This is a genomic window from Streptomyces sp. NPDC034103 (assembly GCF_055575395.1).
In genome coordinates this window covers 346,888-362,899 of the sequence record NZ_JBVISS010000006.1, presented here as the reverse complement: position 1 = coordinate 362,899, position 16,012 = coordinate 346,888, and the positions used below count along the sequence as shown (strand labels likewise).

At 70.4% G+C, this 16,012-nt stretch carries 12 protein-coding genes and 1 pseudogene; 3 read left to right on the top strand and 10 right to left on the bottom strand.

What is annotated here, in order from left to right:
* Together ACZ56U_RS15740 and ACZ56U_RS15735 are read left to right on the top strand one after the other, a co-directional pair.
* Nucleotides 1-2,691 carry an FtsX-like permease family protein gene (locus ACZ56U_RS15740; RefSeq protein ID WP_469084565.1) on the top strand — a complete coding sequence of 897 codons (2,691 nt, stop codon included), beginning with the start codon at nt 1-3 and terminating at the stop codon, nt 2,689-2,691.
* A gap of 28 nt (nt 2,692-2,719) precedes the next feature.
* Entirely contained in the window at nt 2,720-3,691 is a 972-nt protein-coding gene (locus tag ACZ56U_RS15735; protein ID WP_469084564.1) for an ABC transporter ATP-binding protein, read from the top strand.
* A 92-nt stretch (nt 3,692-3,783) separates the two neighbouring features.
* Here the strand turns inward: ACZ56U_RS15735 and ACZ56U_RS15730 are convergent, their stop codons facing one another.
* The 5 genes from ACZ56U_RS15730 to ACZ56U_RS15710 form a co-directional block, all read right to left on the bottom strand.
* Nucleotides 3,784-4,455 carry a DUF8185 domain-containing protein gene (locus tag ACZ56U_RS15730; RefSeq protein WP_469084563.1) on the bottom strand — a complete coding sequence of 224 codons (672 nt, stop codon included), beginning with the start codon at nt 4,453-4,455 and terminating at the stop codon, nt 3,784-3,786.
* Entirely contained in the window at nt 4,452-4,865 is a 414-nt protein-coding gene (locus tag ACZ56U_RS15725; protein ID WP_469084562.1) for an acyl-CoA thioesterase, read from the bottom strand. Before ACZ56U_RS15725 ends, ACZ56U_RS15730 begins: the two co-directional genes overlap by 4 nt.
* A 6-nt stretch (nt 4,866-4,871) precedes the next feature.
* A complete protein-coding gene (ettA, locus tag ACZ56U_RS15720; RefSeq protein ID WP_469084561.1) occupies nt 4,872-6,536 on the bottom strand; it encodes an energy-dependent translational throttle protein EttA in 1,665 nt (554 codons plus the stop codon).
* A gap of 210 nt (nt 6,537-6,746) precedes the next feature.
* A complete protein-coding gene (locus tag ACZ56U_RS15715) occupies nt 6,747-7,373 on the bottom strand; it encodes a hypothetical protein (protein WP_469084560.1) in 627 nt (208 codons plus the stop codon).
* A gap of 277 nt (nt 7,374-7,650) precedes the next feature.
* On the bottom strand, nt 7,651-8,667 hold the full coding sequence (locus tag ACZ56U_RS15710; RefSeq protein WP_469084559.1) for a pentapeptide repeat-containing protein: 1,017 nt from the start codon (nt 8,665-8,667) through the stop codon (nt 7,651-7,653).
* A 437-nt stretch (nt 8,668-9,104) separates the two neighbouring features.
* On the opposite strand from ACZ56U_RS15710, the gene ACZ56U_RS15705 reads away from it, so the two are divergent.
* Nucleotides 9,105-9,386 (top strand): hypothetical protein, encoded by a 282-nt coding sequence (locus tag ACZ56U_RS15705; protein ID WP_469084558.1) that lies wholly within the window; start codon nt 9,105-9,107, stop codon nt 9,384-9,386.
* A 663-nt stretch (nt 9,387-10,049) separates the two neighbouring features.
* Here ACZ56U_RS15705 and ACZ56U_RS15700 read toward each other — a convergent pair.
* The 5 genes and pseudogenes from ACZ56U_RS15700 to ACZ56U_RS15680 all read right to left on the bottom strand — a co-directional run bounded on the left by ACZ56U_RS15700 (nt 10,050) and on the right by ACZ56U_RS15680 (nt 16,012).
* Nucleotides 10,050-10,418, bottom strand: coding sequence for a hypothetical protein (locus ACZ56U_RS15700; RefSeq protein WP_469084557.1), 369 nt, complete (start codon nt 10,416-10,418; stop codon nt 10,050-10,052).
* Between the two features lie 310 nt (nt 10,419-10,728).
* A pseudogene (locus ACZ56U_RS15695) lies at nt 10,729-11,258 on the bottom strand (IS5 family transposase); the annotation flags it as partial.
* Nucleotides 11,259-11,551: 293 nt separating this feature from the next.
* Entirely contained in the window at nt 11,552-12,961 is a 1,410-nt protein-coding gene (locus ACZ56U_RS15690; protein ID WP_469084556.1) for a Cys-Gln thioester bond-forming surface protein, read from the bottom strand.
* A 248-nt stretch (nt 12,962-13,209) separates the two neighbouring features.
* On the bottom strand, nt 13,210-13,668 hold the full coding sequence (locus tag ACZ56U_RS15685; protein WP_469084555.1) for a single-stranded DNA-binding protein: 459 nt from the start codon (nt 13,666-13,668) through the stop codon (nt 13,210-13,212).
* Nucleotides 13,669-14,062: 394 nt separating this feature from the next.
* The gene (locus ACZ56U_RS15680; protein ID WP_469084554.1) at nt 14,063-16,012 is read right to left on the bottom strand and encodes a YfjP family GTPase; all 1,950 of its coding nucleotides are present in this window, start codon (nt 16,010-16,012) and stop codon (nt 14,063-14,065) included.

Below are 16,012 nucleotides of genomic sequence, written 5' to 3'. Positions count from 1 at the left end.
GTGACCCGAGTCCGTGCCCCCTGGATCCGTATCCGGCTGCGTGCGGCCCCCGGTGCGGCCGTCGCCCTCGCCCTGATGGTGGCGCTCACCGCCTGCCTCGCCGCGGCGTTCCCGCGCGCGGTCGACCGGTACGAGGACGCGGGACTGCACCGCGCCGTCGAGCAGGCGGGCCCCGACCGGACGACCGTGCAGCTGTACGCGCAGCCCGAGTACGGCGTCATCTCGGAGCAGGACGTCCGCCCCTCGACCCTGGCCGACCAGTACCGGAAGATCCTCGCGACGGTTCCCGGGCCCGTGGTCCCCGACCCCTCCCAGTCGACGTACGGCGTGCGCACCGCCGCCAGCCTGGAGGTGCCGGACCGCTGGATCCCCCGGCCCACCGGCACGCCCGCGCAGGTCACCCTGGTCGCCCAGCAAGGCCTCGCGGACCACGTCGGCCCGGTCACCGGCCGGCTGCCGCGCGCGTCGACGCCGGTGACCGCGGCGACGCGCGAGGTGGAGGCGGCGGTCAGCGCGGCGACGGCCGCCGGCCTGCACGTCAAGGTCGGTTCCCGGTTCCACGTCCCCGGCGAGGGCCGCGACCCGCTGGTGGTCCGGGTCACCGGCATCGTCACCCCGCGCGACCCGGCCGGCGCCTACTGGTCGACGCACCCCGTCCTGCACCGCCCCTCGCTGGTCCCCGTCCCCGGCGCGAACGCGGAGAAGTACTGGCTCGGCGCCCTGCTGCTCGCCCCCGACGCGGCCCCGGCCCTGCTGGGCACCCCCGGAAACCCCTGGCGCTACTGGCAGTTGGCGCCGGACACCGCCCAGCTGCACGCGTACGACGCCGACCGTCTGAAGTCCGCGGTGGCGTCCCTGGAAGCCGGTCCGACGCTCCAGAGGATCCGCGAGCTGACCGGCCCGCTCACGGACGCGGACACCGACCTCGACGAGATCCTGACCGGCTACGAGCGGCTGCGGGCGGGCGTCACCCCGCTGGTCTCCGTCGCCGCGGTCGGCGCGGGCACCGTGGCGGGCGTGGTGCTGCTGATGGCGGGCGGGCTCGCGGCCGACCGCCGGCGCACCGAACTCGCCCTGCTGCGGGCCCGCGGCGCGTCCCTGCGGGGCCTGGCGGGCCGGTTGTCCGCCGAGACGGCGACGGTGGCCGTCCCCGCGGGTGCCCTGGGCCTGACGGCCGCGCTGCTGCTGATCCCCGAGGGCCGCACCCCATACGCGCTCGCGGCGGCCGTCGCGGTGACGGTCGCCGCCTGCGCCGCGCTGCCCCTGCGCGCGGTCGTCGTCCACCGGGTCGTACGGATCCACACCGGCCGCGAGGACGTGGCCACGGCACGCCCCTCCCGGCGCCGCACGGTCGCCGAACTCACCCTGCTGGTACTGGCCCTGGTCGCGGTGGAGACCCTGCGCCGTCGCGGCTCACAGGGTGGCGAACTGTCGTACGTGGCACCGGTGTTGACGGGGGTGATCGCGGCCCTGGTCCTGGTCCGCCTGTACCCGCTCCCGCTGCGCCGGCTGGCCCGCCCGGCCGGCCGCCTGCGCGGTGTGGTCGCCCCTCTCTCCCTGGCCCGCGCGGGCCGCACCTCCGCCTCCGCGGTCCTCCCGCTGCTCGCCCTGCTCACCGCCCTGACCACGGCGGCCTTCGGTGGCTCGGTCCTGTCCGGGGTGAGCGAGGCCCGCGACCGGGCGGCACTCCTCGCCGTCGGCGCCGACGCCCGCGTCGACGCGAACGAGCCCCTGCCCGCCGCGCTGCCCGAACGCGTCCGCCGTACGCCGGGCGTCCAGGACGTGACGGCGGTGAGCATCGCCTACGACGCCCGACTGGCCGACGGCCGGGAGACGGCGCCGCTGGTGGGCGTGGACCCGGCCGGCTACACGGCGCTGGCCTCCCGGACGGGCCTGGGGCCCTTCGACAAGGGCGAGTTGACGACGACGGGCGGCGCGCTGCCCGCGGTGGCCTCCCCCACCGTCGCCGCGACCTACGGTGACCGCCCGATCGAGGTACGCCTCCAGGACGGCACCACCTTCACCGTCCGCGTCACGGCGGTCCGCGAGCGCACCCCGGCCCTGGCGGGCACCGAGTTCCTGCTCGTGGACCGGGAGTTGCTGCCGGGGGCGGCGGCCCGCCCGACCGCCCTGCTCCTGACCGGCGCGCGCATCGACGCGGCGGCCCTGCGCGAGGCGACGGACGGCGCGGGGCACCTCCAGCTGAAATCGCGGGAACGCGCCCGCTACGCCGGCTCGCCGCTCCAGTCGGGCGCCGAGGACATCTACACGGCCGCGGTGGTGGCGGGCGCGGGCTACGCGGTCCTGGCCCTGCTGCTGTCCCTGCTCCGCGCGGCCCCGGAACGCGTCGCCCTGCTGGCCCGGCTGCGCACCATGGGACTCACCCGCGCCCAGGGCCGTCGGCTGCTGATCCTGGAGTCCCTGCCCCAGGCGGTACTGGCGGCGGTGGGCGGCGCGTTGACGGGGTGGGCGACCGTGGCCCTGCTGTCCCCGGGCATCGATCTGACCACCATCGCCCTGGCCACCGCCCAGTCGCCCGCGGGCCGGGCCGAGTTGAGCACCTCCCCGCTGTCCCTGGCGGTCCCGGCCGCGGCGGTGGTGCTGGTGACCGTGGGGGTGGCCGGGGTGCAGGCGTGGTGGTCGGGGAGGCGGGGCTCGGTGGGCGAGCTGAGGGCGGGGGACGCGCGATGAGCAAGCCGGACGACTTCAGGAGGCCGCAGTGACCACGAACCCGACCCTCGCCGACCTGACCACCCGCGCGACCTCGGCCCGCGACACTCCCGCCTACGGCCACGACGCCCTGATCACCTGCGACCGCCTGGTCCGGATCTTCACCACGGACGGCATCGAGGTCCAGGCCCTGCAGGGACTGGATCTGCTGGTCCGCGAGGGCGAGCTGATGGCCCTGGTCGGCGCGTCCGGCAGCGGCAAGTCCACCCTGATGAACATCCTCGCCGGGCTGGACACCCCCACCGCCGGCGCGGCCCGGGTCGCCGACCACGACCTGCTCGCGATGACCCCGAAGGACCGCCTCGCCTACCGCCGCAGAACCGTGGGCTTCGTCTGGCAGCAGACGGCCCGCAACCTGCTCCCCTACCTCACCGCGGCCCAGAACGTCACCCTGCCGATGCAACTGGCCGGCCGCGTCGGGCTGTCCGGCCGGACGGCCCGCAGGGCACAGGGCGAGCGCGCCCTGGAGCTGCTGGACCTGCTGGAGGTGGCGGACTGCCGGGACCGCCACCCGCGCGAGATGTCCGGCGGTCAGCAGCAGCGCGTGGCGATCGCCGTGGCCCTCGCCAACGCGCCCGCCGTCCTGCTCGCCGACGAGCCCACCGGTGAGCTGGACTCCCACACCGCGGAGCAGATCTTCGCCGCGTTCCGCACCGCCAACGAGCGGCTCGGCACGACCATCGTCATCGTCACCCACGACCAGGCGGTGGCGAGCGAGGTCCGCCGCACGGTGGCCATCCGCGACGGCCGCACCTCCACCGAGGTGCTGCGCCGCAGCGAGGTGGACGCGACTACCGGCCACGAGACGGTCGTGGCCCGCGAGTACGCCATGCTCGACCGCGCCGGCCGCCTGCAGCTCCCCGCCGAGTACACCGAGGCCCTGGGCATGCGGGACCGCGTGGCACTGGAACTGGAGACGGACCACATCGGCGTGTGGCCGGACGACAGCGAGCACGGCTGAGGGGGCACGCGGGGGCCGTTCAGGCGTGCCGGACGGTGACCGTGGGGGAATTCAACCGCGGGGAACGCTGGGGGATACGACCGCGGGCGGATTCAGCGGACGCTGACGCCCAGGGCGCCAAGTCCCCCGCGCCGCACGGCGATCGAGCCGTAGGGCGTGCGCAGCCGCAGCCACGCGCCCGACGCCAGCAGCGCCAACTCCTCGGTGGCGGACCGCAGGAACCCCAGCGACTGGGCCGCGTGCACGGCCCGCACCGGCAGCTCGGTGTCCCCGACCGTCCGGGACCAGATCTCCCGCCCGATCCGGTCGAGTTCGGCACGGGTACGGCTCTCGGCCGCCAACCCCTGCGTACGGGACCGGAATTCGGCGACCCCCGCGCCGACCATCGCGCGCAGGTCATCCGCCGCGGGCAGCCCCGGCACCGGTTGCCACCCGCCACGCGGCGGCAGCACCCCGGCCCACGGCGGCCCGGTCACGGCCCCCGGCACCGTGGCGGTCGCGCCCGTCTCGTCCACGGTCTCGAGCAACTCGCCCGCGGACACGGTCACGTCGAGCGTGGCGTCCAGCCCGTTCTCGTACGGCTTGGCCAGCCGCACCGCGCGGATCGCCAGCACCTCGAAGGACGGCGGCCGCCCGAACACCGCGAGCGCGGTCCCGGAGGCCTGGAGCCGAACGGCCGCCCCACGGTCGTAGTGGAGCAACCGCGAGAGGAAGGCCGCGAGATCCGCCGCCTCCCCCTCGTCGGCGAGATGGAGCACCGTCATGCGGCGACGGCCTCCTCCTCGGCGTCGTCCCGGTACCCCTCGAGGAACTCCCGCTCCTCGGCGGTGATCCGGCGCGGCCGCTGCGTCTCGAAGTCGAACGGCACGATCACCGTCGAGGCGCGTACGTAGATCTCGGCGCCGTCCTTCACCTCGTAGGAGATGGTGAAGGACGCCGCCCTGATCTGCGTGACCCACAGCTCGATGTCCACGGGCGTGTGCCGGTGGACGAGCTGCCGCTTGTAGTCGATCTCATGGCGCGCCACCACGGACCCCTGCTTGAAGTCCTTCTCCGGGCGGAACAGGAAGTCGATACGGGCTTCCTCCAGATAGCGGAGGAACACCACGTTGTTGACGTGGCCGTACGCGTCCATGTCCGCCCAGCGCAGCGGGCAGTGGTAGATGTGCCGCAAGATCGATCAGCCCCGGGTCAGCTTCTTGTAGGTGGCACGGTGCGGACGCGCGGCCTCGGCGCCCAGCCGCTCGATCTTGTTCTTCTCGTACGACTCGAAGTTGCCCTCGAACCAGAACCACTTGGAATCGCCCTCGTAGGCGAGGATGTGCGTGGCCACCCGGTCCAGGAACCACCGGTCGTGGGAGACGACCACGGCCGCACCCGGGAACTCCAGCAGCGCGTTCTCCAGCGAGCCGAGGGTCTCGACGTCGAGGTCGTTGGTCGGCTCGTCGAGGAGCAGCAGGTTGCCGCCCTGCTTGAGGGTGAGCGCGAGGTTGAGGCGGTTGCGCTCACCACCGGAGAGGACACCGGCGGGCTTCTGCTGGTCGGGCCCCTTGAAGCCGAAGGCCGAGACATAGGCACGGCTCGGCATCTCGACCTGACCGACGTTGATGTAGTCGAGCTCGTCGGAGACGACCGCCCACAGGGTCTTCTTCGGGTCGATGTTCGCGCGGCTCTGGTCGACGTACGAGATCTTGACGGTCTCGCCGACCTTGATGGAGCCGGAGTCCGGCTGCTCCAGACCCTGGATCATCTTGAAGAGGGTGGTCTTGCCGGCGCCGTTCGGGCCGATCACACCGACGATGCCGTTGCGCGGCAGCGTGAAGCTCAGGTCGTCGATGAGGACCTTGTCACCGAAGCCCTTGGTGAGGTTGTTGACCTCGACGACGATGCTGCCGAGCCGCGGGCCCGGCGGGATCTGGATCTCCTCGAAGTCCAGCTTCCGCATCTTGTCGGCCTCGGCGGCCATCTCCTCGTAGCGAGCCAGACGCGCCTTGGACTTGGCCTGCCGCCCCTTGGCGTTGGAGCGAACCCACTCGAGTTCTTCCTTGAGCCGCTTCGCCCGCTTGGCGTCCTTCTGGCCCTCGACCTTGAGACGGGTCTGCTTGGTCTCCAGGTACTTGGAGTAGTTGCCCTCGTAGCCGTGCAGGCGACCGCGGTCGACCTCGCAGATCCACCCGGCGACGTTGTCGAGGAAGTACCGGTCGTGGGTCACGGCCACGATGGTGCCCTCGTACTTGGCGAGGTGCTGCTCCAGCCAGTTCACCGACTCGGCGTCGAGGTGGTTGGTGGGCTCGTCGAGCAGCAGCAGGTCCGGCGCCTCGAGCAGCAGCTTGCACAGCGCCACGCGCCGCTTCTCACCACCGGAGAGGTTGGTGACGGACCAGTCGCCGGGCGGGCACCCGAGCGCGTCCATGGCCTGCTCGAGCTGGGCGTCGAGGTCCCAGGCGTTGGCGTGGTCCAGCTCCTCCTGGAGCTTGCCCATCTCGTCGAGCAGCGCGTCGCTGTAGTCGGTGGCCATCAGCTCGGCGATCTCGTTGAACCGGTCGAGCTTGCCCTTGACCTCCGCGACGCCCTCCTGGACGTTCTCGAGGACGGTCTTGTCCTCGTTGAGCGGCGGCTCCTGCAACAGGATGCCGACGCTGTACCCCGGCGACAGGAACGCGTCACCGTTCGACGGCTGCTCCAGCCCCGCCATGATCTTCAGAATGGTCGACTTACCGGCACCGTTCGGGCCGACCACACCGATCTTCGCGCCAGGCAGGAAGTTCAGCGAGACGTCGTCAAGGATGACCTTGTCGCCGATTGCCTTGCGCGTCTTGCGCATGGTGTAGATGTACTCAGCCAAGAGAAACCGTCCGGCAGCTTGAAATCTGACAGTGGGCAGATACACCCCATCTTGCCTGAGGTCCAGCGTTGGGTGGTAACCCGTATGGCTGGGCGGCTGTGACCTGGGCGTTCGTCGTCGACGGCTGTAGATCAACTGTCACTGTCGGTTGTCTTCGAGTGACCTCGGGGAGCGTCGGACGGCCCGGGGACGGCCCAGGATCGGGGCTCCTCACTCAAGCGGCTGGGGCGCGACCCGCAACTGCTCGCTGTGGAGCCAGGTGAAGGTGCGGTCGGGTTCGAGATGGGCGTCTCCCCAGTGGATGACATGGATGCCGTTCTCTGGGTCGGCTGTGAAGAAGAGGCACACGAGCTTCGTGGAGGCGCCGAGGGCCTCGAAGGTCTCGTGCAGCTCCTCGTACTCCTCGGTGGTGAGCTCGTCGTCAAGAAGGAAGAGACCGTCTTGCGGTTCCGGCCCGTGGCTCAGGAGCATCCTCCTGCGCGTGGGGGAAGCGTTGGCCGCCAGCCGCGCACGTTCGAGGGGCCTGGGGCGGTCGGCGTATTTAAAGGGGAAGAGCGCGTGGTCATTGATGACGGCGTACTCATACCCGCGCACGTCGCGCACGGCTTCGTCCAGCTCACGAGCCGTGTCCGCGAGATTCTCGCGCACTGCCTCGGCCAGGGCGACACCGTAAGGACTGCGCTTCTTCAGCCTCGCGGTGAGGTGAACGGCATGAGCCCGCGCGTGAGCCCTGGCCAGTTGTTCCGGAATCGCCTCGACCAGCCTGCCGGCATGCCGCCCAAACCGCTTCATGGCCCAGTCCGACGGCTCACCGCGATTGCCACCCAGCACGGACATACAGAGTCCCCCTCCCCCAGTCACCCCGCCTATCAACTGTGTGACACGTACATGAAGCGCCAACAAGGCCGCGGATTGAGCCACACGGCGTGAAGGGGCCTGCTGGGGCGTATCGGGAGGCTTGGAGCGAGCGCTTGGAAGGCGCTGGAGCGGACCATTGGACGAGCGTGGCTGACCTGACCTTTTACGGGCGCCAAGTTCAGACGTTCGGCAACTCCGACACGCATTCGACAGACGAGGACCCACGCACGGCGGACTGATGACGATGTGGAGCATGTCAAGCCAGATCATCCGGCACCCTACGACGCTCGGGCGGAAGGATGGTCTTCTCGTCTGTTTGTACTTCCGTGAGTGGCTGAGTGAAGCCTCGAACCTCCGACAGGTCCGTGCCTCGTAAGTCGGCCCCGGCGAGGTCGGCACCGGTGAGCGTCGCGCCGCGGAGGTCGGCCCCGGCGAGGTCGGCACCGGTGAGTTTCGCCTCGTGCAGGTAAGCGCCGACGAGCGTCGCTTGGTGCATTTTGGCCCCGGTGAGCGTCGCTCCTTTCAGGTAGGCCCTGGTGAGGTCGGCGTGCCTTAGATCTGCGCCGGCGAGGTGCAAGTCAGGGAGGGATAGGGGTTCGCGGATAGCAACATACGGCCGCAAATCTGCGCGGGTCAGGAAGGTCAGAGCCGTCTGGACGTCGGGGGCGACCTCGTGGGGCAGTCCTTCGGTATCCAGCAGAGTAGAGGTGGGGGCCGCCTTAGGGGTGCGGTCGCGAATGAAGTGGCGCAGGACAGTGGCGGCATCGGTGGCGGCTTGCTCGGGTGCGTCTCGAAAGATCTGTTCCATGGCGAGAATGCCGCCGATGCGTACGTATTGCTGCTCTGAGCCGAGGCGTTCCAGAGCCTTAGTGAAGCGATCGGTGATCTGCCCCCGCCGAGTGAGCCGGTATGTGCGGGCGGTGTAGAGCAGGGCCGTGCCTGCGCCTAGGGCGGCGATGCAGGCGACTATGGCGGTGCGCAAACCAGTTACTAGAGCAGCTGACCCCTTCGCCAGTTCGTTGCGGTCTAGATACTCTCCGTCGATCACGTAGGGGCCCCGCCACACCAGCCATGGCAGCCCGACGAGCACGGTCATCGCCCCCACCACGGTGAGCGCGAGCATGACCCGTCGGCGGTTGTCGGCCCTCTGATTGATCCTGATTCGCCGTTGCTGAAGGCGGGGCAGGTCATTCCAGGGGACGCCATAGCGTGCCTGGAAGCGGTGTGCATGTATGCCGCGCAGGATCCGGCGTAGGGTAAGCGAAGTCTTCATACCCGCTACATGCCCAGTGCTTCGCGGTTCGATTGTGTACGCGTCCGCTTCAGGAGGGCATGACTGCCATCCTGTGTCGAACCTCTGGAATTCCTCAACTCACCTTTGGGGATGGCGCCTGTGCCGGTGATCGGAGCACTGTCTCTGAGCAGGGGGAGAGCCGTCGTCGACTGTCGTCACCTGTCGTCGTTGGCTCTCCCTCGGACGGCCCAGCCCACCGAGGGTGGGCCATCATTGACATGTGACGTACCTGCCCCACTGCCGTCCCGATCCATGACGCACACGGCTCCGGAGTTCCTTCCGGTCCCACGGAACGTTCCTGGTCTGGCCACGTCTTTGATCAATGGAGCGGGGCCTGTCCACGATGGCCAAGGCGGTTCGGAGGCGCCTATTGCCGAAAAGCCACCCGGGTGCTCCCATCCAGAGATGCTTGACCCATGACTCGTCGTAACGCCACCCAAGACTTCATGGCGCACAACCAGGCCATGATGCATACGTACTGCCATCAGTTGGCCGCGATGTGGCTTGAACTGCATCCGGAGGCCACGGCCAATGAGTTGGTGGCGTTCCTGAGGGAGCGGGCGGAGACAGCCCAGACTGCCGCTGCCGAGGTCTATGTGGCCAAGGAGGGCATGAGCATGGACGAGGCGATGGAGTTTCAGGTGCGCCACTACGACTACCGCGACATGATGCGTCGAGAGCTGTCAGCGAACGACTGAGGTCGACTTTCACTCGCCACCACTCAGAAACGATGGCTCCCCGGCACTAGCGACGTGTGCGGCTACGTGAGGACATCATCTTCCTTGCCGGGCCAGGCCAATGTGATGCCCACTCGTTGGCACAGCTCGATCCATGGCGCTTCGCTGGGCTCGTACTCCACCGTTGTGCGCGTCATCACTGAGGAACGGCACACCCGTGATGCGACCGCGCGCAATCAGCCCACCGCGTGGACCGGTCAACTACAGGACGAAGCCGTCACCCTCAGCGAGTTCCGATCGGTAGCGAGCCACACTCCAGTTGTCCAACTGGCCCCCATCACGCCGGAACGAATCCAAGTCGAAGACGTCAGGGTTGCAAGTAAGGAGCCAAGCGGTCATGCACGTCACCTCGTAACGGCTGTATGTCAACGTGCCGTCTCGCGGCACTGCGACGGAGGTTACGCGAAGGGTCTGACATGGCCACCTTGGCGTCGCGGCTCGCCTGTGTAGTCGTCGGGGCGCTCGCCAAGACCTCGAGCACTGAGGCGTTCATTACACGCGCCGCTGATTAGCCGCGTCAGAACCTGAATCCGGGGCTCAGCGATTCACGCATGGCGACACGAAGTCGGCGGAACGCGTCATCGTACGGGACGTGGATGGCGTGCCAGCCTGCGGAGTCGTCGCTCACACGACGTTGGTCGTGGCGATGGCTACTCGCACAGCTCTCAGCCGGTCGTACGCCTCGTGCGCAGCGGTGTACACGCTTGGGGGTGCTACAAGGAACAGCTCGTATCGTGCTGGCACCAAATGGCGTGAGCGAAAGGCCTCGACCACGTCGGCGTTCGCGATGGGTGGCGAATGACTTAGCGCGAGGGCCTGGAGCGCGGCCTCGGTCTCGGTGAGCGCAGTGAGGTACCGGACGCATGCCGTGCGTTGCAGCTCTGCATAGCGGTGTCCTCGCTCTCGCTTGGCACGAACAGCTTCAACGACCAGTGTCGAGCCCACACCGAGCACGCCGCCGCTCAGCGTACTGATCAAGGTCAACCATTCCACTCGGTCAACGTACGAGCAGAGCACGGCGACCAACAGGCGCATCGTCGGCGCACTGATGGACTAGGCGACTTTTACGAGGTCGGCGGAGTCTCAATGACCGAGTCGAGCTGGCGGGGCGCCGGCCATGAGCTGAGATCGGCCCCTCGTGCACGCCTCGCGTCAACGGGCGGGACGGTCTCCGAGGTCATCCGCCCTGGCCACAAGGCGGCTCACGGTCTGCCTCAGTCACCAGCGGCCGAGGCGGTTGCTGTACTCCACTGCTGTACCGCAGCCCGGAGCGAAGCAGGGGGCGGACCCTAAGTGGGTCGTCTCATTTGGCGAGTCTGCGGTAGCAGATGAGGCGGCAGGCGATGGCGGTGAAGGCCAGGAAGTGTTCGGCCTTGCGTTCGTAGCGGCGGTGCAAACGGCGGCAGCCTCCCAGCCAGGACATCGTGCGCTCGACCGTCCAACGGTGTCGGCCAAGCCGTGTAGATGACTCGATGCCCTTGCGGGCGATGTGGTGGCGGATACCCCTCTTACGAAGCCATCGCCGCAGGTGGTCGTAGTCGTAGCCCTTGTCCGCGTGGAGCTTGGCAGGACGGCGGCGGCGCGGGCCGCGGCGGGAACGGATCGGCGGGATGCCCCGCACTGGCGGCTCGACTGCCGGACTGTCGTGCAGGTTCGCGCCGGAGATACCGACCGAGAGGGGTAAACCGGTCCGCTCGGTGATCAAGTCGACCTTCGAGCCCTTCTTGCCTCGGTCGACAGGATTCGGACCTGTCAGGTCTCCCCTTTCAGGGCCCGCATGTTCACCGAGTCGATCGCGCAGCGCGACCAGTCCAGCTCTCCGCGCGCGCCCAGCCCACGCGGTGGATGTCGACGTTGGTCGGGCCGAACGCGGTCCACACATGGTTCGCGTCTTGCCCGAGTCGGCGGGCTGCCTGGTCGGCCACGGCGAGGAACTCGCGCACGGTCGAGCGCTCCTCTGCCCGGGCGGCTGCCATGGATCCAGCGAGGAAACGCGTCCCGTAGATCGACAGGAACTCCGGGCCGGCTCCAGAGAGACCCGGCCGAAGGTAATCAGATGGTCAGGCCCCCTCAAGACCGCTCCGCCAGGTAATCAGGCCCTCACAGAACGTCAGGCGCCCTGGACCTCAGTCCCGCGCAGGTGTCTTCTTCCTGCGCACCAGCACCAGGGACGCCCCGCCGATCAGTACCAGCCCGATGGCCGACCCGGCGATCACCGGTGTCGCGCTGGAGCCGCCCGTCGCGGCGAGGTTGGTGCCGGCCGCGGTGTCGTCCGCCAGGAGGGGGGTCGGCTCGCTCAGGGTCTGGGTCGTGTCGCCCGTCTCGGCGCCCTGGGTCCGGCAGTCGAGGATGCCGGTGAAGCGCTTCTCGAGGCCGCCGGGGCCGGTGATGGTGAAGTCGTACGCCTGGTCCTCCTGGAGCGGGATCGTGACCGTGCGCGTCTCGCCCGCCGCGATGGTGTGTTCGATGCCCGACAGCTCAAAGGTGAAGGCGGCGTCGCCCTCGTTCGTCGCCGTGATGTCCACGCCGCCCTCGGCGCAGTTCTCCGCCGCGGACAGCGCGGGTATCGCGCCCCGATCCGCCCAGGACGCGCTCGCCGTCGCCGAGACCGTCGACTCGCTGGAGCCGGCCAGGATCTGCGTCTGGCTCCTGCTCTCGGAGGTGAAGGCGCGCCCCACCGGCACGGTGGTGGACGCCTGCACGGTCAGCTCGGCCGAGCCGGGCGCCGCGTCCTCGGGCACGTCGAAGAACAGCTCGGTGCCGTTCTTCGCCGAGGTCAGGGGCTTGCCGTCCTTCCCCACGACCCGCACCCCGCCCGTCACCGCGTCCGCGGGCGGCGCCACCGTCACGCTGCCCGCGTTGGTGTGCACCGTCACCGGTCCGAGCAGTCCGCCGGGGCGGCCGGAGACCGCGGCGGGGTCCAGGCTCAGCGAGGCCGCGGGCTCGGCCAGGTCGCGCGCGCTCTTGTGGAGGTAGTCGGCGAGCCTCTCGGCCTGCGGGTCGACGGCGTCGACGTCCGCGGCGTCCGAGTAGCGCCAGATGGCCACCTGGGTGCCGGCCGCCGCGTCCTGCTCGGTGAGGCCGCCCGGGATGCCCGCCTTGGCGGCGAGCGCCGCGAGGTCGTTCACCTGCGGGTAGGAGTTCTGGAGGATCCAACGGATCTTCCCGGCGTCCTTGTTGGCGGCGAGCGAGGTGCCGCTCCACGCCGTCTCGTGGTACCGGGCGTCCGCCTGCGTGGGGGTGTGGAGGTCGACGCAGTACGTCTGCAGGGTGCCACCGCCGTCGACGGACATCTCGAACAGGCCCGCCGAGACCTCCAGTTCCCCGGAGTCGTCGTGCAGGACGGCCTCGCCGTACGTCTTCAACCCGCCCATGGTCGCGGTGGCCCCGCCCTGGTTCTGTGCCGTCCCCTCGGCGGCGACGGCCGGGCCGGCACCGGCCGCCAGCGCACCTGCCGCGACCAGCGCGGACACCAGCGTCGCGGCGGCACCGCGGACCGCTCCTCGCCCGCACGCGGAAAACAACGCAGAAAACACAGAATTCCCCTTCTGGCAGGACCCGTTGACGTGGGGGAACGGTCCCACCAGCAGAATCAGCAGCCCCTCGAGCTCTGCCCGGCATCCTAGGTACGTGCCCGCACCACGGTTCCCGGTGATGCGGTCGGGCGGCCGATCCGACTCGGAATCGTTATCGCCAAGATCGCCGCCGGGCAGGGCTTATCGACAAATCCACCGGGGTCGTTCGGTACGCATTCGCCGATAAGCCGCACTTCGGTCCGCTGACGTCATGTCACCGCGACGGGCTCCGGCTCCCGTTGGGTCTCGGTGTCGTCGGCCGGAGTCGCCCAGTTCGGTTCGGGCCGGGCGGGCAGGCCGTTCGTCTCCGGTTTCTGCTCCCGCCGGAACATGGACGTGCCCCGCGCCATGTCGTGCCCGATCGCCACCGCGTCGATGTCCGCCGAGGTCCGGCTCTTGCCGTCGACCACATCCGAACGGATCTTCAGCCGGCCCTGCACGACCACCGGCTCCCCCACGGACAGACAGGCCGCCACGTTCGCGGCGAGCTGCCGATTGGCCCACACCGTGAAGAAGTTGGTGTGCCCGTCCTTCCACTCGCTCCTCTCGCGGTCCCGATAGCGCGCGGTCACCGCGAGCCGGAACCGCGCCGAGGCGCCGTTCTCCGTCTCCCGGAACACCGGCTGCGTCGCCACGTTCCCCACCACGCCGATGATCGTCTCGTTCATCTCGAACCCCTCCCGGATACGCCGACGGGCCCGTCCCGTACGGCTGCGTCTGCTCCGCCGACCGCGTCCGTCGCGATCGCCGTGAGGCCAGACTGCCTCCGTCGGCCCGAGCCCACCGAGCCCTGTGGACCACCGGCCCGCCTGTGGACAACCCCGTCACCCGAACGAGAGCGACCCGCCCTCGCGAGGAGCCCGCGAACTCACGTGGAGTGCGCGAACCGCCCTCGCGGGAGACCACCCCACCAACGGGATCGCGGGAGACCACCCCACCAACGGGAACGACCGCCCCGCGAGAGATCCACACCCCGCCCCCACGAGGAGTCACCGCACCGACAAGAGCCCGCCCCAAGACGAGCCCCAAGACGAGCCACCGTCCCGCCCACCCCGCCGGCACTCACCGCACCCCGGCCTCCACCCCCAACACCCTCCCGTACTGCTCCCGGACCTCCCGGTACCGCAGCAGTTCCGACGCCACCGGATCCAGCACCCGGGCCCGCCCGCACCCGGAGGCCGCCTCCCTGAGCCGCCGCTCGGCCTCCATGCCGTAGCGCCGCGCGGGCCCGCGTGCCGCCATCCGGCAGCTCCACTCCACCAGCGGCCCGCCGATGATCCCGGCGACCATCAGCAGCACGGGCACGCCGAGGTTGGGCGCCATGAACCCCACGATCTGGCCCACCAGCCACAGCCCGCCCACGACTTGGAGCAGCGTCATGGACGCCTGTGCGAACACCGCCGCCGGCCACCACCCCGGTCGCGGCGGCCGCCCCGGCGGCAGTCCCGCGCGCGCGGTGAGTTCGTCCAGCGCCTCGGGCAGCCCCTGAGAGCCCCGCGCGGCCGCCTCCCGCACCGCCAGTGCCCACGGCGCCGGAAGCCCGGCGGAGGCCCGTTCGGCCACCGTGCGCACCGCCTGCTCGACGCGCTGCCGTGCCGTGGCCTCCTCGTCGGCCGGCGCGCGCAACGGCAGTCGCCCGGTGGTCGGTTCGAGCCGGTCCTGGTACCACCGCCACAGCCGCAGCCACGGCGTCCCGCACGCGCGGTTGGCGTTGCGCAGCCACGCCCGTTCGGCCGCCTCGCCCGCCGCCGTGGCACCCACCGCGTCGGCGAGCCGTGCCGCGAACTCGTCCCGTGCCTCCTCGCTGAGGCCGGTGCGCCGCCCGGTGGCGTACACGGGCCGCAGCCGCCACGCGGCGGCGTCCACGTCGGCCGAGATGCGCCGCGCGGGCGCCCCGCGCTCGGCGACGAACTGTGCGAGCGCCTCACGGAGTTCACCGACGCCGTCGCCCGTCATCGCGGACAGCGCGAGCACGGTGGCCCCCGGTTCGCCGTACTCGCCCAGCGCGATCCCGTCCTCGTCGAGCAGCCGCCGCAGATCGTCGAGGACCTGCTCGGTGGCCTCGCCGGGCAGCCGGTCGATCTGGTTGAGGACGATGAACATGACCTCCGCGTGTCCCGCCATGGGCCGCAGATACCGCTCGTGCAGCATCGCGTCGGCGTACTTCTCGGGGTCCACGACCCAGATGACCGCGTCGACGAGGTCGAGGATCCGGTCCACGTGCTCACGGTGCTGCACGACCGCCGAGTCGTGATCGGGCAGGTCGATCAGCACCAGTCCGCGCAGCAGTGCCTCCGACTCGGCGCTCTGCAGGGGGCGCCGCCGCAGCCGGGGCGGGATGCCGAGCCGCTCGATGAGGCTCGCCGAGCCGTCGCTCCAGCTGCACGCGATGGGCGCGGCCGTCGTGGGACGTCGTACGCCCGTCTCCGAGATGGCCACCCCGGCCAGCGCGTTGAACAGCTGGGACTTCCCGCTGCCGGTCGCGCCCGCGAGGGCGACGACGGTGTGTTCCCCGGACAGTCGGCGCCGTGCCGCCGCCTCGTCGAGCACCCGCCCGGCCTCGGCGAGCGTCCGGCTGTCGAGCCGGGTCCGGGAGAGCCCCACGAGCTCGCGCAGCGCGTCCAGACGCGACCGCAGGGGCCCGTCGTACGCCAGCGGAGCCGCGGGCCGGACAGCGGCGCCCCGGGTCTCGACGACGGCCACCGGCTCGGCGCTGGTGGTCTCCCCGACCCGTCGCGCGATCAGCCCGTCGTCCCAGCTCTCCGGCGAGTCGGTAGCCTCCTCGCCCCGTTCCGTACGCCCCTTCGCGCGATCCACGCGATCCATACGTGCCTCCTCGCGGCCGGGGTCCCGGTCGTCCGCCACGCGCGCGTGCTGCTCGCCGCCGGCCTCCTCACGCTCCTCCTCGGCAGGGTCCACGGCGTCGTCGCCCTCCCCCGGCGCGGTGCCTGTGTCCTCGGAGACGGCGTCCTCCGTGTGATCGGTGTGGTCCTGGTCAGTGACGGCGGTCAC